The organism is Mesorhizobium sp. P2_C7 (assembly GCF_056404515.1).
Window position 1 is genome coordinate 281,136 of the sequence record NZ_JBFUDW010000007.1, and the last position, 16,594, is coordinate 297,729.

At 57.0% G+C, this 16,594-nt stretch carries 20 protein-coding genes; 12 read left to right on the forward strand and 8 right to left on the reverse strand.

Translation table 11 applies throughout. From position 1 onward, the window contains the following. Positions 1 to 37 precede the first annotated feature (37 nt). On the forward strand, positions 38 to 1,315 hold the full coding sequence (gene purD, locus AC1D2G_RS17200) for a phosphoribosylamine--glycine ligase (RefSeq protein WP_477415491.1): 1,278 nt from the start codon (positions 38 to 40) through the stop codon (positions 1,313 to 1,315). 17 nt (positions 1,316 to 1,332) lie between these two features. Here purD and AC1D2G_RS17205 read toward each other — a convergent pair whose 3' ends face one another. Together AC1D2G_RS17205 and AC1D2G_RS17210 are read right to left on the reverse strand one after the other, a co-directional pair. Further along, positions 1,333 to 2,445, reverse strand: coding sequence for a glycoside hydrolase family 25 protein (locus AC1D2G_RS17205; RefSeq protein WP_477415602.1), 1,113 nt, complete (start codon positions 2,443 to 2,445; stop codon positions 1,333 to 1,335). 133 nt (positions 2,446 to 2,578) lie between these two features. Then, positions 2,579 to 2,815: a hypothetical protein gene (locus tag AC1D2G_RS17210; RefSeq protein WP_477415493.1), complete on the reverse strand. Its 237-nt coding sequence runs from the start codon at positions 2,813 to 2,815 to the stop codon at positions 2,579 to 2,581. 300 nt (positions 2,816 to 3,115) lie between these two features. Between AC1D2G_RS17210 and AC1D2G_RS17215 the strand changes: the two genes are divergently transcribed. The 3 genes from AC1D2G_RS17215 (at position 3,116) to AC1D2G_RS17225 (ending at position 5,000) form a co-directional block, all read left to right on the forward strand. Further along, complete coding sequence (locus AC1D2G_RS17215) at positions 3,116 to 4,306, forward strand: tyrosine-type recombinase/integrase (RefSeq protein WP_477415495.1); 1,191 nt, start codon at positions 3,116 to 3,118, stop codon at positions 4,304 to 4,306. Continuing rightward, on the forward strand, positions 4,303 to 4,587 hold the full coding sequence (locus tag AC1D2G_RS17220) for a hypothetical protein (protein ID WP_477415497.1): 285 nt from the start codon (positions 4,303 to 4,305) through the stop codon (positions 4,585 to 4,587). The genes AC1D2G_RS17215 and AC1D2G_RS17220 overlap by 4 nt, the downstream gene beginning before the upstream one ends. Before the next feature lie 203 nt (positions 4,588 to 4,790). Beyond that, entirely contained in the window at positions 4,791 to 5,000 is a 210-nt protein-coding gene (locus AC1D2G_RS17225) for a hypothetical protein (RefSeq protein WP_477415498.1), read from the forward strand. 409 nt (positions 5,001 to 5,409) lie between these two features. Here AC1D2G_RS17225 and AC1D2G_RS17230 read toward each other — a convergent pair whose 3' ends face one another. After that, a complete protein-coding gene (locus tag AC1D2G_RS17230) occupies positions 5,410 to 6,927 on the reverse strand; it encodes a YfjI family protein (RefSeq protein ID WP_477415500.1) in 1,518 nt (505 codons plus the stop codon). Between the two features lie 167 nt (positions 6,928 to 7,094). Continuing rightward, positions 7,095 to 7,427 carry a hypothetical protein gene (locus AC1D2G_RS17235; RefSeq protein ID WP_477415502.1) on the reverse strand — a complete coding sequence of 111 codons (333 nt, stop codon included), beginning with the start codon at positions 7,425 to 7,427 and terminating at the stop codon, positions 7,095 to 7,097. A 347-nt stretch (positions 7,428 to 7,774) separates the two neighbouring features. On the opposite strand from AC1D2G_RS17235, the gene AC1D2G_RS17240 reads away from it, so the two are divergent. The 6 genes from AC1D2G_RS17240 (at position 7,775) to AC1D2G_RS17265 (ending at position 12,524) form a co-directional block, all read left to right on the forward strand. Beyond that, positions 7,775 to 8,041 carry a hypothetical protein gene (locus tag AC1D2G_RS17240; RefSeq protein ID WP_477415504.1) on the forward strand — a complete coding sequence of 89 codons (267 nt, stop codon included), beginning with the start codon at positions 7,775 to 7,777 and terminating at the stop codon, positions 8,039 to 8,041. An 11-nt stretch (positions 8,042 to 8,052) separates the two neighbouring features. Beyond that, positions 8,053 to 8,469, forward strand: coding sequence for a hypothetical protein (locus tag AC1D2G_RS17245; RefSeq protein ID WP_477415506.1), 417 nt, complete (start codon positions 8,053 to 8,055; stop codon positions 8,467 to 8,469). Next, positions 8,460 to 9,560, forward strand: a complete 1,101-nt coding sequence (locus tag AC1D2G_RS17250; RefSeq protein ID WP_477415508.1) for a hypothetical protein — start codon at positions 8,460 to 8,462, stop codon at positions 9,558 to 9,560. The genes AC1D2G_RS17245 and AC1D2G_RS17250 overlap by 10 nt, the downstream gene beginning before the upstream one ends. After that, positions 9,557 to 9,760, forward strand: a complete 204-nt coding sequence (locus tag AC1D2G_RS17255; protein ID WP_477415510.1) for a hypothetical protein — start codon at positions 9,557 to 9,559, stop codon at positions 9,758 to 9,760. Before AC1D2G_RS17250 ends, AC1D2G_RS17255 begins: the two co-directional genes overlap by 4 nt. Positions 9,761 to 10,082: 322 nt before the next feature. After that, on the forward strand, positions 10,083 to 11,135 hold the full coding sequence (locus AC1D2G_RS17260) for a DUF4062 domain-containing protein (RefSeq protein ID WP_477415512.1): 1,053 nt from the start codon (positions 10,083 to 10,085) through the stop codon (positions 11,133 to 11,135). A 30-nt stretch (positions 11,136 to 11,165) separates the two neighbouring features. Then, on the forward strand, positions 11,166 to 12,524 hold the full coding sequence (locus AC1D2G_RS17265; RefSeq protein ID WP_477415513.1) for a hypothetical protein: 1,359 nt from the start codon (positions 11,166 to 11,168) through the stop codon (positions 12,522 to 12,524). Positions 12,525 to 12,587: 63 nt separating this feature from the next. Here the strand turns inward: AC1D2G_RS17265 and AC1D2G_RS17270 are convergent, their stop codons facing one another. The 4 genes from AC1D2G_RS17270 to AC1D2G_RS17285 form a co-directional block, all read right to left on the reverse strand. After that, entirely contained in the window at positions 12,588 to 12,857 is a 270-nt protein-coding gene (locus AC1D2G_RS17270; protein WP_477415515.1) for a hypothetical protein, read from the reverse strand. Further along, on the reverse strand, positions 12,854 to 13,318 hold the full coding sequence (locus AC1D2G_RS17275; protein WP_477415517.1) for a hypothetical protein: 465 nt from the start codon (positions 13,316 to 13,318) through the stop codon (positions 12,854 to 12,856). The genes AC1D2G_RS17270 and AC1D2G_RS17275 overlap by 4 nt, the downstream gene beginning before the upstream one ends. 163 nt (positions 13,319 to 13,481) lie before the next feature. Continuing rightward, the gene (locus tag AC1D2G_RS17280; protein WP_477415519.1) at positions 13,482 to 13,979 is read right to left on the reverse strand and encodes a hypothetical protein; all 498 of its coding nucleotides are present in this window, start codon (positions 13,977 to 13,979) and stop codon (positions 13,482 to 13,484) included. Further along, the gene (locus AC1D2G_RS17285) at positions 13,980 to 14,207 is read right to left on the reverse strand and encodes a hypothetical protein (protein WP_477415521.1); all 228 of its coding nucleotides are present in this window, start codon (positions 14,205 to 14,207) and stop codon (positions 13,980 to 13,982) included. It abuts the gene before it with no gap. A gap of 423 nt (positions 14,208 to 14,630) precedes the next feature. On the opposite strand from AC1D2G_RS17285, the gene AC1D2G_RS17290 reads away from it, so the two are divergent. Both AC1D2G_RS17290 and AC1D2G_RS17295 read left to right on the forward strand, forming a co-directional pair. Then, entirely contained in the window at positions 14,631 to 15,098 is a 468-nt protein-coding gene (locus tag AC1D2G_RS17290) for a hypothetical protein (RefSeq protein ID WP_477415523.1), read from the forward strand. Beyond that, entirely contained in the window at positions 15,007 to 16,563 is a 1,557-nt protein-coding gene (locus AC1D2G_RS17295) for a DNA-packaging protein (RefSeq protein WP_477415525.1), read from the forward strand. The genes AC1D2G_RS17290 and AC1D2G_RS17295 overlap by 92 nt, the downstream gene beginning before the upstream one ends. Positions 16,564 to 16,594: the final 31 nt, after the last annotated feature.

Genomic DNA, 16,594 nt, shown 5'->3' on the forward strand with positions numbered 1-16,594 from the left:
GGGTGCTCTGCAGGTTAATAGGCATCACGAGGTGGCCATGAACGTTCTTCTTCTCGGCTCCGGCGGCCGCGAACATGCGCTCGCCTGGAAGATCGCCGCGTCGCCGTTGTTGACAAAGCTCTATGCGGCTCCCGGCAATCCGGGCATCGGCGGCGAGGCCGAGTTGGTGAAGCTGGACATTACCGATCACGAAGCTGTTGCCGCCTTCTGCAAGGACAAGAAGATCGACCTCGTCGTGGTTGGCCCGGAAGGGCCGTTGGTCGCCGGCATCGCCGACGATCTGCGTGCGCAAGGCATTCGCGTCTTCGGACCTTCCAGGGCTGCCGCCCGGCTGGAGGGCTCGAAGGGGTTCACCAAGGATCTCTGCGCCAGATACGACATCCCCACCGCCGCCTATGGCCGTTTTGGCGATCTGGCGTCCGCCAAGGCCTATGTCGAAAAGACCGGCGCACCGATCGTCATCAAGGCCGACGGCCTGGCGGCAGGCAAGGGCGTTACCGTCGCCATGACGCTGGACGAAGCACTGGCGGCGCTCGATGCCTGTTTCGAAGGGTCCTTCGGCGCCGCAGGCGCGGAAGTGGTGGTCGAGGAATTCATGACTGGCGAGGAGGCAAGTTTCTTCTGCCTCTGCGACGGCACCACAGCGCTGCCCTTCGGCACCGCGCAGGACCATAAGCGCGTCGGCGACGGCGATGTCGGCCCCAACACCGGCGGCATGGGCGCCTATTCACCGGCGCCGGTGATGACGCCGCAGATGATCGAACGCACCATGCGCGAGATCATCGAGCCAACCATGCGCGGCATGGCCGAACTGGGCGCGCCTTTCGCCGGCATTCTCTTCGCCGGGCTGATGATCACTGACAAGGGGCCGAAGCTGATCGAATACAACACCCGTTTCGGCGACCCGGAATGCCAGGTGCTGATGATGCGGCTGAAGGACGATCTGCTGGTCCTGCTCAATGCGGCAACCGACGGCCAGCTTGCACACACTTCGGTGCGCTGGCGCGACGAGGCCGCACTGACCGTGGTCATGGCGGCCAGGGGCTATCCAGGCACGCCGGAAAAGGGATCGGTCATCCGCGGCGTCGAAGGCGCGGCGGGCGACGGCGTCCAGATATTCCACGCCGGGACGGCCATCAACGGCGGCGCGCTGGTTGCCAATGGCGGCCGCGTCCTCAACGTCACGGCATCAGGCGCAACGGTCGGCGAGGCGCAGAAACGCGCCTACGCCGCGCTCGACCGGATCGATTGGCCGGATGGATTCTGCCGTCGCGACATTGGCTGGCAGGCCGTGGCACGCGAGCAGGCAGACTAAAGTTCTGCGACGGTAGCTTATCGCAAACCGCGATCGATCTCGGTCGAAGCGGTGCTGAGCGGATCGGCGGCGGCAAAGGCGGCGTCGAGTTGCAACGGCGAACGCTGTTCGGTCCGCTTCCAGGCGACATATTGGACAATGCCGAAAGTCGGCCGCTGCGGCACGGTCTTCACGACAGGCATGCGGAATCCGTCCCGGAACTTCGTCCAGCGCGTGCCCAGCGCCGCGACCATATCCTCGAAGGTCGGCGGCGCCGCCACCGAGGCGTAGGTGATCGTGACATTGCCGGCGAGGCCGGCTTCGCGTGAGACCGGCAGCGGTATCGAGGCGAGATAGTCAGGCGGCACGTCGATGAGACCACCGAAAGGCCATTGCGCGCGCAGCGTGGCGGCGTCCGTCGGCGCGACATTGACGTCGATGTCCTTGGGCGTGCCGGCGACCCTGTAAGGGCAGCGGAGCCGGCCGCAATTGGCTTGCGCCGAGAACTGCCACAGCGCGTAGCCCTGCCAGTTGCCCATCGGAAAATGCACGTCGATGTCGGGCTTGTAGCGGGCATACCAGAGCGGCAGCCGCGACAAGAGCCGGTACCTGTAGCTGTTGTCGGCAATGTACTGGGCCGTCTTGCCATTGGAGTAGAGCACCGGGAAGCGGCCGATGCGCCGATGCACCTGGCGCACGAACTCCTCGGCATCTTCGAGCGACATCCACTGCGAAGGATCATTGCCCTCGATGTCGAGAGCCAGCAGGTCGTCAGGCGCGGGTTCGGCGAAATCGAGGAAATTATTGGCCTGTTCGACCGGATTGCCGGGGCGGGCGAGGTGATAGGCTCCCCATTTCAGGCCGAGCGCCTTGGCGACCACCTTGCGTGTCTGGAACAGTTCGCGCGTCACCGCGTGGCGTTTCCACAGCGCCTTGCACAACTTCACCTCGGTGTCGTCGCCGAAACAGAAATAGGGTGGCGGCAATCCGTCGGATGCCTTGTTGATGAAGCCGACGATCCGCTTGTCGGTGGCAAGTTGGGCCCAGTCGATGGAATTGTACTCGTAGGCGTCGACGACCAGGGCGCGGTCAGCGTTCTTCCACGGCTCGGAAAAATCCGAGGCTTTTGCCACTGATATCAGAGCCATCATCGCCGCGAGAGCGATCGCTGAGCGGCGTAGAAGATGCGCCGGCGTTTTCAAACAGGGAATCCCCGTTAACCAAAGACAAATTCTGGACCGCTATGGTTAAGGAAATGCTTCCGCGGGGCTGGCGCCGGCAAAGCTATCGTCTGATGAGTGGCTGAAATTCAAACGGGTCTGGCGCCGGCTCTTGCCGCAGCGTGCCCTCGGCGACGCGTTTGCGGTGATGTGCGAGGGAGCATTGCGGCGAGCATAATATGCCGCGATCCGACCAGTAGGCGGCGCCGTTTTCCAGTCTGCCCTGATGGTACGAGAACCCTGCCGCGCGATAGGGCAGGCCGCATTCGATGCATCGATAGGCATCAGGTCTGGCAAGCATGGGTGGTTCCGGTCTGTCGGTTCGGGTCTGTCGCCGGTCGACTTGATCCGGCGTCGATTGAATTTAATACGTGTCGGCGCGATTGCAAAATCCACGTGACAAAGTTTGACGTTTACGTAAAAAATGCCTGTTCGGTATAGCGAATGTTCACAGGTGTTTTCGTGTGTTCGCACTAGTACCTTGAATCCATTGCATTTTATGCCTCGGTACCCTATGCAATGTTCGCGTGTGTTCACACGTGCCCGGCATTGTGCAGGTGCATTTTGTGGGGTAAATCGTGGGGTAGAAGGATTTGACGTTATGGCAAGGGGCATCAATCGACTGACAGACCGAGAGGTCAAAGCGTTCAAGGGGCCGGGCAGAATCGCCGACGGGGGAGGGCTTTATTGGAACGGCGCGACCTGGGCCTTCCTTTACACGTCCCCCGTCACGGGGAAGCGTCGCGAGGCCGGACTAGGATCGGTCACGCTTGCTCAAGCGCGTGAGAAGGCCAAGGGGTATCGGGACGTACTGGCCACAGGCGCCGATCCCATTCAAGCTGTGAGACAGGCGAAGCAGGCCGGTGTCACGTTTGGGGAATTGGCTGCCGACACACTGACGGTATTGAAGCCGAAGTGGCGTCATGTCCAGCGCGAGGTCACGAAGTGGGATCGAGCAATCGAAGCCTGCAAGCCCATTGTGAACACGCCAGTCAAGGATGTTAGCGTTGACGACATAACGGGCGTGCTGAAGCCGTTCGATGATCGAGTTCCGCAGAAGCGTTTCGTGCTGTCTGTCATTCGGCGAGTGCTCGATGTCGCGGTCGCCAAGGGCCTGCGCGCTGGCAACCCTGCCGTCGCCCGCATCATGGACAAGGTCACACCGCTCGATCACACGACCAAGCACAATGCGTCGCTCCCGTACCGTGAGGTGCCAGGCTTTGTGAAGGGGCTGCAAGCCAAGGACACGATTGCATCCCGCTGCCTTGAGTTCATCATCCTGACAGGGGTCCGCAAGACCGAAGCCACCGAGATGACCTTCGCCGAGGTCGATCTGGCTGAAGGCGTTTGGCACATTCCCGCGTCCCGCATGAAGGCCAAGAGGCTGCACGACGTGCCGCTAACCGAGAGGGCTCTCATCATTGTCATGGAACAGCAACTGCGCCACCCGCAGTCGAAGTACGTGTTCCCCGGCAGTCGCGGGCAAAAGACAGCCGAGCACCTGTCGGCCAGCGCCTTTCTGCATCTGACGCCCGATGGCGTGACCGTCCACGGCTTCCGCTCATCGCTGCGCGAGTTCCTTGGCGACGAGACGGACGTGTCCTACGAAACCGCCGAGGAAACGATTTCCCACCGGGTTGGCGATCGCACCGCGTCGTCCTATCGTCGCGCTTCGGGCCTCGCCAAGCGACTGGCTGCATTGACGTATTGGCACGACTTCGTTTTGTCGAAAAACGTCGGACACCCCAAGATCGCGCAACCACTTCAACTGGTTCAGGAGGCCGCAATATGACTGCCCCCACAAATGCTCCCGAAACGCTGAACGTAACTGACGCACTCGCGCTGTTTGGGGGCGGTCGAACGCGCTTCTACCAGCTCCGCAAACTGCTTGGCGTACAACGCATCCCAACGTCGAATGAACACCGGCCCTTCTACCGGCGCGAAGACATACTGGCGATGAAGTATGCAGCGCCTCCTGAAAGCGGACTGATCGAGGGCTCTCCCGAATGGATCGCCGAGATGCATCGCCGCGCGAAAGAAGCCGCTGAGGCGGGGGGCGAACCGGGACTGTAGGGTCGCAGACGGTAGAAACGCGTTTCGTTGTCGGGGTACCTCGCATACGTCGCGACGACGCGAACCTGTCACGCCGCACTGTCTGACGGGTACGCACCCCCTTGCCCATCATCGAACACCCCATGTGGGCAGCCTGGCGCTGATCTTGTTGCGAACCGATCGAGTTCCTACCTGCTTGTCGCAAAGCGGAGGAGATACCGATCATGACACTGGACGATCTCGACAAGATTCTAGGCGAGCTTGAGCCTGGCAAAGGCGCTCGCGTTCCGTATGACGTTTACGGATTGCTGTTCCCACCCGGCGAGCCGGATGATGGAGCGCGAGGCCGGGCTAAAAACTTCGCTAATGCGCGCAACGTCAAAATAGACAATCGCGCAGACGATAATGCGGTGTGGTTCTACAAGGAAGGTTGATGGCGCGCGCCTTTTCGTAAATTTTACGAATCTGCGTTTAAGCCTGCGGTGTCGCGGTAGCTGGCGCACTAATCGAGGTGGCGCAGCGCTTTTTCGGCGTCGGGCATCAGTGCGCTATAGCGTTTTGGCGGCGAGCGACTTTCGTAGGTTTGTAGGATGCTCATAGGTGGCGGGTTCCCCTACGAGATTATTAGGTAAAATCAATCAGTTATGTGTATATATAGGTGTGTGTGTTGGGGGATACATGTAAGCATGAAAACGTATTATTTAGGCCCACAGGGAGGGGTGACCTATCGACCCTATCGACCCTACGAGCCGCGCCTCTTTCGCGAAAAGCGACCAGCGCAAACTATGCCAATGCGCCACAACGCCCCTGTATGACTTCGACATCGTACAGGGCGATTTCACGCTAGCTCGCACCTTTGATCCTGCGATACCTGTTCATCAACGTCTGCGAATCCACCTTGTAGACGATGCCTCGCATGTTGTGCTGCTCGCGGGTCGAGGCAGCGGCAACCTCCATGACGCCATCGGCGATCAACAATCCTATGGTGTCAGCTACCAGTTGCGCCTTGCCCTTGCCAACTTGTGGCGTGAACTGCTGACCAGTGGCCATGTCGAGGAACCATCCATGGGCGACATACCCGTTCCGTCGGCCAAGGGAGGTCAGTCGCGAGTTGGTACTGGTCGGAAACCGCTCCTGGAGCGCTATGATCAATCGCGACACTCGCTGCTCATCGCCACGGCCGATCTCGCCAGCTACGAACTTGTGGTGGAGCATTGAGCGTTCGGCGAAAACCGTCACGAGCGCCCACTTCATATGCTCGTCACCAATGATCGGCTTCGCATGGTTATCGGCAATCGCGAGTGTCGCTGCGATGGTCCACGCCTGCGCATCTGACCGATTAAACAAGTTATACCGAAGGCGATCGGCATACCGTGAAAGGCGCTCCATCACTTCGGTACGGTAGGCCCGTAAACGCCCGTGAGCTTCAGGTGAAATGCATACCTCCGTCAACGTCGGTTCAGTAGCCGCAAAACCGTTATGCGTTGCTGCATGCTTCACCAGCGGCGAAAGAGCCGTGACCAATTCGACACTGAATTCTCGGGCCATCTTCTCGTTGAACGGTCCGCGCCAATTACGTGTGCTGTCCCAGACGTTGAAGCGTGAGAGAAGGCCATCTTCCGATGCTACCTCGTCAATGGCGCCGTAGAAGCGCTCCGGCTGCCCTTCGGCGATGACCGTGAGCGATGGCATTATGCAGAACCCACTGCTGTCCTCTTTCTTTGAGTGGACGTGCGGTTGAATTCTGCCATCGACGCCGCTCTTGAAGCGCATATCAAGGAGGGCTTTCTTCTTCCCCGATCCATGCGAGTCGCTTTGCGACATGTCTTCGAACAGGAAGGAGGCCTCGTTAAAGATGCACTTCTGCCGCGGGGCATTACTCATATGCTTGTAGATGGCCGGTTCCGATGCGAACGATGTCGGGCCGTGAATACCTGCCGCCACCGCGACGTTCATCCCCAAGTGCGCCGATAGTTGTGTCTCAAGTCGGTTCGTCGCCTTAACCAATGATTCCTTACTGCCACCGGTTTCGAGAGGCGTCATGATGTAAATATTCACGCCCATTCCGTTGACGTGGTAGCTGCGCTGCGCATAGCCAGCGACCTCAGCAATCGCCGACGCAATCGCGAGCGTCTGATTTGGGTATGGCATCATCAGATAAGTCTCGTATGCCAGACGCCCAGTGACACCCGGAGGCCAGGTCATGACGAATGCTGGCGTGGTATCGTAAGCGCGCCTTAGGTGCTCGGCGTCTGCATCCTCGACGGACTGCGGTGCTTCGTAAATCGGCGGGGGTGGTGGCGGGATTGTATCGGCGGCCAAAGCCGCCTGCCGTGCCAGTTCGTAGGGGTCACCTGACATGGGTCACCCTTGACATGCGAGGGCATTATGTATATACATATCAAAGCCTTGAACTACCCCGTCCACATGACGCTGCTAACGTCGGGCGGGGTTTTTCTTGTGGCGTTGAAGGATTTTGATAGCGGTCAGTTCGCAAGCGCCATAACGGCCGACCGCGCCGACGGATTCTACTCAGCGGCTGTCGCGAGGGCAACTTTACGATACGGCTTGCCTGCTACCTCGGTGCCCAGCATCGGCACGCACCACACCACACCGTCAATGGTATGTTCGCTGATCGTTGGCGCTGTCGGTATCGCACACAATGATGGCGCGTCGTCGCGCGGCACAAGAGCGATCTCGTACCCCGGCGCGAGATATCGAACCATCTTGTCGAGCGTGCTGATACTCGGTTCCTTAAGGCCGCCACGGACAAACTGATACAGCGTCGCGGATGCTATATCCATCACTAGGCCAACTTCGCGGAAACAACGCTGATCCATGTCCGTAAAGATCTTGCGCAAGCGGGCAACAAGATCATCCTTATTCGCGGCGTCAGAAAGATATGATGGTGTATTTCGGTCAATGCATGGAAGCATTGGTTTAAACCTTTCGTCGTGCTTACGATTTATTTAATCGATCATAGGGTATGCCCTTGCGAACGTCAACATGAATTGTTAATATACTGCAATGTATCGCCGTAATATAGTGTAAAATTGCTGATAAATCGAAGGGAAATACTGCCAATGTCAACCAAGCGCAAAAAGTATGAAGACCTGCTGAAAATGGCGCCTCGACATCTCCTAAACGCCATCACCTGCGCGATAAAATGCCTGAGAGTATCGCTTGCCCGATATTCGGGATCATGCTGATGTTTGATCGAAAGTTTCCCGTTGCACTGAAACCTGCCGATCACGAGCACGCGTCGGCCTTCATTCGGTTTGAGAATTGTCAGGACGTGCTCATTGCTTTCCATGTGGACGATAAGAGCTTCTCGATCAGTCCAATTCGAGAGACGGACAACTCATGGGCATGGACTCAAAAGTGCGACACCTACCCTCCACTGCCAAATAGTGATGTGCGTTGGCTAAGGGGATGGAAGAAGCAGATCGCGTTCGGCAAAGGCACAGTGCAGTGAGGACCCACACCATGACCGTCTTCGCCCAAATCCTCGACCCACCATTCTTTCACGTATACCCGCTGCCCCTGTCAGCATACGGCGTCAGGAAGGACCTGCCTTTCGAGGCCGAGCACGTCATCCAATACGCCCGCTGTGAACGCGAGGTGATGGCGCAGGTCAGCGAGATCAACCTCGATAGACTCGGCCACCTCGACGTCTACATCGACATCTTGCAGGGCGATTGCGGCGTGCAGGGACTTTGCGCCGGCAACTCGGTGTGGGTTCAGTTCCGTCTCAGCGATTGCGCGCCGCATGTCAGGCCCGCCATGCTGCAAAACCTGCTTGATTTGCATCTCGCCGCAGGCGTCAACTTGCGCACGATGCAGCATCAGAACGAAATCCTTCACAGGCCTTTCCGCATGTCAGTGGCGGTGCCTTGTCAGTGATCGACCGCCCACACAGCAGCGATCCAGTCGCCCTCGCCGAGCAGGCAGTCCGTGACGCGCTCGCACGGGACGCATTCGTACAGGCGCGCATCGACAGCATGCCGGCGCAACTGCGGGCCTTCCCACACTGGGGGTTCTATCGTGCTGACAAGGCCCCGCGATCCGCGACAGGCATCAAGTTCTCAATCAACGACCCGGCGTCCTGGGCGGCGTATGACACCCTGCGCACAGCGCGCTTGCCGGATGGCGTAGTAGGCCCGACCTTCGTCCTGACTGACGCCCTTAATCTAACAGTGATCGACCTCGATGACCCCGAGCGCGCCTATGCCCGCGATGACCTCGACATCACACCCGAGCGCAGGCAGTTCTTGATCGATGCGGCGAACGAATGGATCCGGCGCATACTGATTTGGGCAATCGCTGCCGGTGCGTGGATCGAGCGTTCCAATTCAGGGAAGGGTTGGCACATTCTGGTCTTCGGCCCAGCACCGGAAGCTAAGTACGCGATTGGTCTTGTCGGGCACATCTATCGCGTCGGCCACGTCCACATGACCGGCGATCTGCATCCGCAATCGGCATCGATAATCCCACATGCTCAACCCGCGCTGGACGAGCTGATCGCCTTTGCGCTTTCCCGCGATCTGATAAGGCCGATAGTCGGAAGCGATGGCAATGACGCCCCTGTACGTGAGGGAAATGGTAGGCGTCTCGATCTCACCGACGCTCAATGCATTGAGACGCTCAACAGCTTGGGTCGTAAGTTGCTCGACGGTCCGGGGCAGGGCAACTGGTCAGACGAAACGTATCGTCTGATCCTCGACCTCGACAAGATCACGGGCGATCCGGTGCAGGTGCACCGCATCCTGTTTGCCTCCAAGCGCATTCGCAGCGCCGGTACGGCGGCCAACGGTCGAGACCGTTATGAGCGAACCGACGAACAGTTCGGCGTCATGCTGGCCAAGGCGCGCGCAAAGAACGATAAGCGTTCGGCACTCTACGAATGCATCGACGGTGTCTGGCAACTTCGTACAGGGGGCATAACCTTCGATGCCGCCTCAGTGAAACCCCGAAAGCAGGAACCTAACCCATGACCCGTGCTTCAATATTCGCCCCAATTCTTGGGATCGCAATTTGTGCCATTCTGACTATGTGGCACGCCTACCAACACGTCTTTTCATTCGACATCAAAGGCGCGATGGGCGGGTATATCCACGGCGACATCCTGCTGCTGTTGATTGGTTTGGTTCTGTGCGGCGTGCTGTACATTGTCTCTGGGCGCATTCCTGACTGACTCTTCGACCCTCGACCTCAAACCCGATCGCATCACCCTGCGGTCGGGTTTTGCGTTGCGTACCACTCACAGGGAACCCCTTGACCGTGTTTCGATGTCGCGACGTACAATCGTACCCCCATGCGTTGCTAACCCTCACGCCGACCGCGCCCGCGCCGACGCATACAGCGTCCCACAGTCGACCTCCCTGTGTCGCGCGACATGCGGGCGCGCCCCCCAACATGCTCGCTCGCTGTGGGCGACGGACGACAGGGCTCTAGGCGCTCTGGTCAATAGTTGCCGATTCCGGTAACTGTTCCAACGGCGTGGGGGAGAGACAAAGTTGTCCTATTCAGTTCGTCACCAAATATTTGTCAGTTCGACGTTTACCGACTTAGTCAGTGAACGAGCCGAAGTCATTCAAGCGATCTGGGAGCTCGACTGTATCCCAACCGGAATGGAAGCATTCGTGGCCTCCAATGAGAGCCAGTGGGATGTGATCAAGCGAGTGATCGATGAATGTGACTACTACGTGCTAATAATAGGCGGCCGCTACGGTTCAGTTGCCGACGAGGGAATAAGCTATACCGAGAAAGAGTACAGATATGCCAAGAAAATTGGGCTTCCTGTGTTGGCTTTCGTTCACGGTAAGCCGGATGAGATTCCAGTTGGAAAAACCGAAAAGGATGAGAAATCGCGCCGGCAGTTGGAAGCCTTCCGAACTGAGGTAATGACTGGTCATCCGATCAGGAAATGGGCCAGCGCATCCGAGCTAGGTGGCCTCGTTTCGCGGTCGCTGGTTCGCGAAATCAGGGTCAATCCGCGTCCAGGTTGGATTAGAAATGACGGGTCGTCACCAATTGCGCTTTTGGAACAAATAAGCAAATTGACCGACGAGAACCGGCAATTAAGAGAAGCCGTCGGAAGTCAAGACTCAAGTGATGAAGACGAAACCCTTGAGTCGGGGACTGATCAAATCGAAATCAGGGGCTCTCGAACAATAAGGAGCCAGATCTCCGGATTTGATACCAAGTCTACGAAATGGACGGCGAAAGTATCGTGGAATGACATATTTCGCGACATTGGCCCCGCGCTGATAAACGAGACAACGGAGGGAGATCTTCAAAGCCTACTAGCCCGGTTCAACGGTTACGACCCCGAACCAGAGGGGTGGGAATTGTTCGGCCGCGCGTCCATAGAACTAGAATCGTGGAATGAGGTGATAGTTCAATTTCGGGCGCTCGGTTTGATTGATCAAGGAATCAAAAAACGAGGGGTGAACGACAGGGGAAGTTATTGGCGCATCACTGCAAAAGGCGACAAGGCCCTAGTCAACCTTTTGGCCCGGCGGCGAAAGCCTGATCCCAACAACGACTTCAAGGATATTTTGGGCTGAAGGCCAACTCTAACAAGGTGGCTTACCGCAGTGGATGGACATCTCACGGCTGCTAAACATGCCTTCATTGCGCTGGTGCTTGCAGCTGCGGCCTTCATTTATCTGGCAATTGGAGAGATACAAAGAAACGTAGATTACGAAACTAAATTGCAGCTGTCACTTATTTTGGCTGCTCGCGATATTGCTGCCGGTATGTATAAAACACAACCGGCCACGGATAAAGATATTTCCAATTTTTCTGACGAGTTAGGAGATCAATACCGAAAGCTCTATATAACTGCTTTGAAAAAAAGGGCCGCGAAGACAGGGGAGATTCCTGAATTAACCGAGATTATGAAAAGTTTCGGAGCTGCTAAGAACGATTTGGGAGTAATCATACGCGATATACCGTTGCCATACTCGAGATTAAGAAAGTGTGACGCACTTTTAATACAACCAGATACATATTTCTTTTTCTACAACGTAAATTTTTCGTATTTTTCCGATTTGGGTGAAATATATAGTCGCAACGTGAGATACCTGATCTTCAACAATTATTGCCAAGAGCATGGGTATAAGAGATTCTTTGCACTAATTGTTCCGTCCAGCAGTGGTACGACGAGTTTGGCGCTGCCGCGATCAGCATTGTCCATATTTCCCGGAATTTTTCGTTTGGTAGAAGGGGCCAAATTATATTTAGCCAAGGAAGATAAGGAAAAGTTGCTACCGGATAGAGTTAAGAAAGGTTTTCCCTATGATGAAGATTTATATGTATTAGACATTCGGGCGATTGAGCTTATATCTATAGATATGCTTGGAAAGATTGACGGTAAATATTATTCTGTAGATGAACTGTCTAAATCATTGATCAATATGTACGATAAAGATCACATCAGAACCTCTCTTGGTGGGATAGAATTCAGTTCTCTCGATTTTTTAAGGATCGTTCCGGTATGGATGTTTCTAGTATCTTATTATTATTGGCGTCAACTTCGAGCATTGCAAGCGCAGAGCCTAGACGATCAAACATGGGCGCCGCTAGATACAGATGATTTGATTGGGGTGGCCGTTTCGTATCTGTGGGCTTTTACGCCGGCGATAGCAACGGCGTTAGTCTACGCAATGTACCCGTCGGTTTTCAAATTGGGAGCAGTTATTTTTGGTTACGAGATATCCCCAATCGGGGTATTGAAATGGCAGTTGAAAGAATCGCAACCATTCGCAAGTTACCAAAAAGATTACATTGCAATAGCAACTCTGTGTGCCCTCGCCTTGAACGCTCTTACGCTATACCTGTGCACGGTCTTATCGATTAGTATAATAAAAAGACACCAAAAGGTTTCGATACGCAAAACTATTAATAATATATCACGTAATGTTTGGATTTTGGTGCGACGTTGGCGACACTAAGACGTCAGGATGAGCGGATAGGTTGCAACCGAGCTAGGCACTTCCTTCTGTCTCACGGGTCCTCTAGCAGCCTATCTCCGCTGCGATGATCGGCAGCATGGTGACGGTCGGCCGGAAGGGATCAACGTACATGAGCCCGTCTGAACCGCGTCCGATATGATGCGACAACCACGCATTGAGCGCCTCGTTAGGGTGCGACGGCAATGGGGTGCCTTTGTCGAGGTAGTCGGTCACATCCGCGACATCGGCCTTGAGTGCCTTGGCAAGCACGTCGGCGGGCCAACCAGCTTCTTTGATCGCCAGATGCACCATGGTTGGGCCCACCCAGGTCATGCGCGCCTCCGAATACCGAACATGCCGCCGGGTTCGACACGTGCAGGGGTCGGCGTTGCAAGGCGTGGGTCAACGAGCGTCGGCAGCGCGTCCTGCGGAACGCGTTCGGGCGCATAGTCACCTAGTGGGTGCGGGTGTACCGGGCCGACAGGCAGATCGGTACACGCCAGCGGCAGGGATTTGACCTCGGGCGCAGCGGGACGAATGCGTCGCCAATTATTGTCAATGCCGCTAAGCGAATATTCGCCCCGCAGGAAGCCAGCGATCATGTCCAGCTGTTCGTCGGTGATCGCGCCGCCGGCCTTGAAACGTTCGATGATCACGGGCGAAATCTTCGTCGCCTCGACTATCATAGGAACAGGATAACCCTCCACGTTCAGCGTTGCGCGGATTCGGTTGGCACCTTGGCCAAGGCGACTTGCGCCCAACGGCTTCTCGATGGTGCCTTGTATCTGGGTCATTTGGGTTCCTCTTCGGGAAGGGGTTGGGTGTCGGCCTCATACAGTGGCGCGACGGGCTCCGGGCACTTGGGTTCGATGCCGCAGGTGTTGGGGTTCTGTGCGAACGTGCTGTCCGCCGGCCTGATGTCGCTGTGGGGTGAAGGCGTGACTAAGTGAATCTTGATCATAGCAAGGCCTCGAGCAGCCTGATGTGACGCTGGATGGCTGCGAACTTTTGGACGATGGTGTCGGTGTATGCAGCTTGCGCCTTGATGAACGGGGTGAGATCGATTGGGTTGTACGGCGCGCGGGTCACCACCACGGTCTCGACGTTGCAAGGGTTGTTGGTGATGCTGAGTTCGGTCAGACTAGCGCGCGTCACCTGCGCATAGGCGGTTTTGCCTTTGCCGATGATCTCATATGCTTCGAGCTTACAGCCGACGCTGAACGCCTTGTACTCAGCATACCTATCCTCGACTACGACCTCGGCCCACATACCTTGCGGGCGCCATTCGAGATTCAAGATGCGCCCCGCTGGTTCGTAGGCCCGCCCGAGTTCGCCATCACGGTGCGAAGCAAATAGGGGCGGCATGGCCTTGGGGATGACAATTGACTTGTGCTGGAAGGCGCAATCTTCTTGGTCGATTGCCGGGGTTGATGCCCATCCAGCGAGGCGGATCATTTAGGCCAAACCTCGGCGAATGGCATCCTTGACCTGCCTCGCATGTGCCCTGCCGTCGAATTTCTCGGAGGGGTCGTAGATATCAGCCTTGGCCCGGTCGAGGTCGCGCTGCATACGGAGCGCGTTCGCCTTGATCATGTCGGGGTCACTGTCGGGCGGGCCACCTGCACCGTCACTCTTTAGGCGTGCGAGTTCGACGCGTACTTGTTCACTGGTCAATCGGGCCATTTTTGTCCTCATGGAAATTGGCGGGGCCTGCCGCGCTACAAGAGTTTGGCAGGCCCCGTTTGTCGCGCTCGACGGTAGGAGACCCGAGCACCCGGAGCGCGGTCTTGTCGCTCATGCGAGCGATCGGAATCGGGGCACCGAACAGGATCATGCCTGCGAATGGTGGGATGGGTGTTATTGGATTTGTTTGCATCTGATCACCTTGCCCCGCAGTGCACCTTGTCGGGGTGGGACGCCGCATTTCCGTCAGCAACGCGGCGTCCCGGGGACGATGGGTGCAGTGCAACGTGACAATGACAGTATAACTGCCATTATGTCAATGTAGATTCTCGTTGCCATCCGCAAAAATACAGTAAGACCGCGTTGCGGGCAACATTTATACTATGTTACACACGGGTAGCACTTACGTACAGGGGCGATCCCGTGCCATTCCCTATGGTCTTTAATGCCTGTATCTTGATTGATATGCCCGCTGGGCCGGTCGAGTATGACGCCAAGTTTTGCAGGAAGGTCATTGACCACTTGGCAACAGGCGTCGGCATCCTGTCCTTCGCCCGCGAGATCGGCGTGACGAAGAAGATCATCAACGTATGGGCGAAAGAGCATCCCGAGTTCAGCGATGCATTGGAACGGGCGCATGCCGCGCGTGCTGCCTATTGGGAAGATCAAATCATCGCCTGTACCAAGGCCGGCAAACCGTCCACAGGAGCGCAGTGGATGCTGAAAAACATCGATCCGGATGAGTACAAGGACAAGACCGAAATCCAGTCCACGAACTTCAACATGAACGTAAATCGAGATGACACCCGAAAAGCAATCGAAGGCAAGTTTGCTCGCATCATGGAGCATCGAGCAGCAGAAGAAATTCCTCGACAGCTTGACCCCGGATGAAACCGAGTACCTTGAGCATGACTGGTCGTTTTGGGGCCGTCCCGATCAGCAGATGCCGACGATACGGGGCTGGTTCATCTGGTTGATCATCTCGGGCCGCGGTTGGGGCAAAACCCGTACTGCGGTCGAGAACATATCGCAGATGCTTCGCGGACCGACGCCTCACATGGCTCCAAAGGGCGCGCCGAAGTTCCTGACCATCATCGCAGACTCGCCAAAGGACATGCGCGAGTACTCGATTGAAGGGCCTAGCGGGTTTCTCAACGTCGGCCCTGCTGCATACCGCCCGCTGTACGAGCCATCCAAATCGACATTGACGTGGGCGAATGGCGCAAAGGCCGTACTGTATTCCGCTGAGGATCCAGAATCGTTGCGCGGTGCCTCGGGGTCATTCTTCTGGTGGGACGAGCTAGCGAAATCACGCTACGCCGCGCTCGGGTGGGAAAACCTCATGTACGGTATGCGCGAAAGCAATCCGCGCGGCATCGTCACGACGACACCGAAACCACTCGCGCTACTCAGGGCGTTGATTGCCAAATCATCGACCATCGTCACCAAAGGCTCGACGTGGGACAACAAGGAAAACCTGTCCGGCGTGTACTTCAAAGAGGTCATCGCCCCGCGCGTCGGAACACGACTGGGTAGGCAGGAAATCGATGGCGAGATTCTTGAGGAATTCGAGGGCGCGCTTTGGGATTCCAACGTCTTCGACAAGCACCGCGTGACGCTTGCGCAGGTCCCGGATTTGCAGCGGGTTGTAGTCGCGGTCGATCCATCAGGCGGTGGCGACTTGAAGGGAATCATTGCGGCAGGCCTTGGCGTTGATGGTCGCGGATATGTCCTTGCTGATCGAACGTGCGCTCTGCCTCCGAACGGGTGGGGCAGGCGGGCAGTCACCACCTATTCCGAGTTCATGGCCGACTGCATCGTTGCCGAGGTCAATTTCGGCGGTGAAATGGTCCGCCACGTCATCGCGACTGTTGACGAGAAAGTGCCATACAAGGAGTTGCGGGCATCGCGCGGTAAGGTAGCTCGCGCCGAACCGGTATCCGCCCTGTACGAGCAAGGCCGCGTGTCGCACGTCGGCACGTTCAACGAGCTTGAAGATCAATGCACCCAAATGACCAGCAACGGCTTTGAAGGTGATGGATCGCCCGACCGTGTGGACGCGCTCGTATGGGCGCTGACCGAACTGATGCTTGGCGAGCACGACGATTCCGACAACTGGGAAATGGTCCAGGTCGCGGACGGCACCTTCGACTGGCGTCGCAAGGGCACTCACATACAGAGGCGCGAGAGTGCTTCTGCAGAGGACATGCTGAACGCTCTTGCATCAGACGCTTCGCCCAAGCCGCGTCCGTTCAACGCCTTCCAGCAGAAGATCGACGAACTTGATCCATCGCTCTACGGGATGTGGAACGGGCGAGCTTGGGTGATCAGGTCGCAGGAAACGCCTTATAGGTAGAGGTGCGAGGGGCAACAAGCGCCACCCCTCG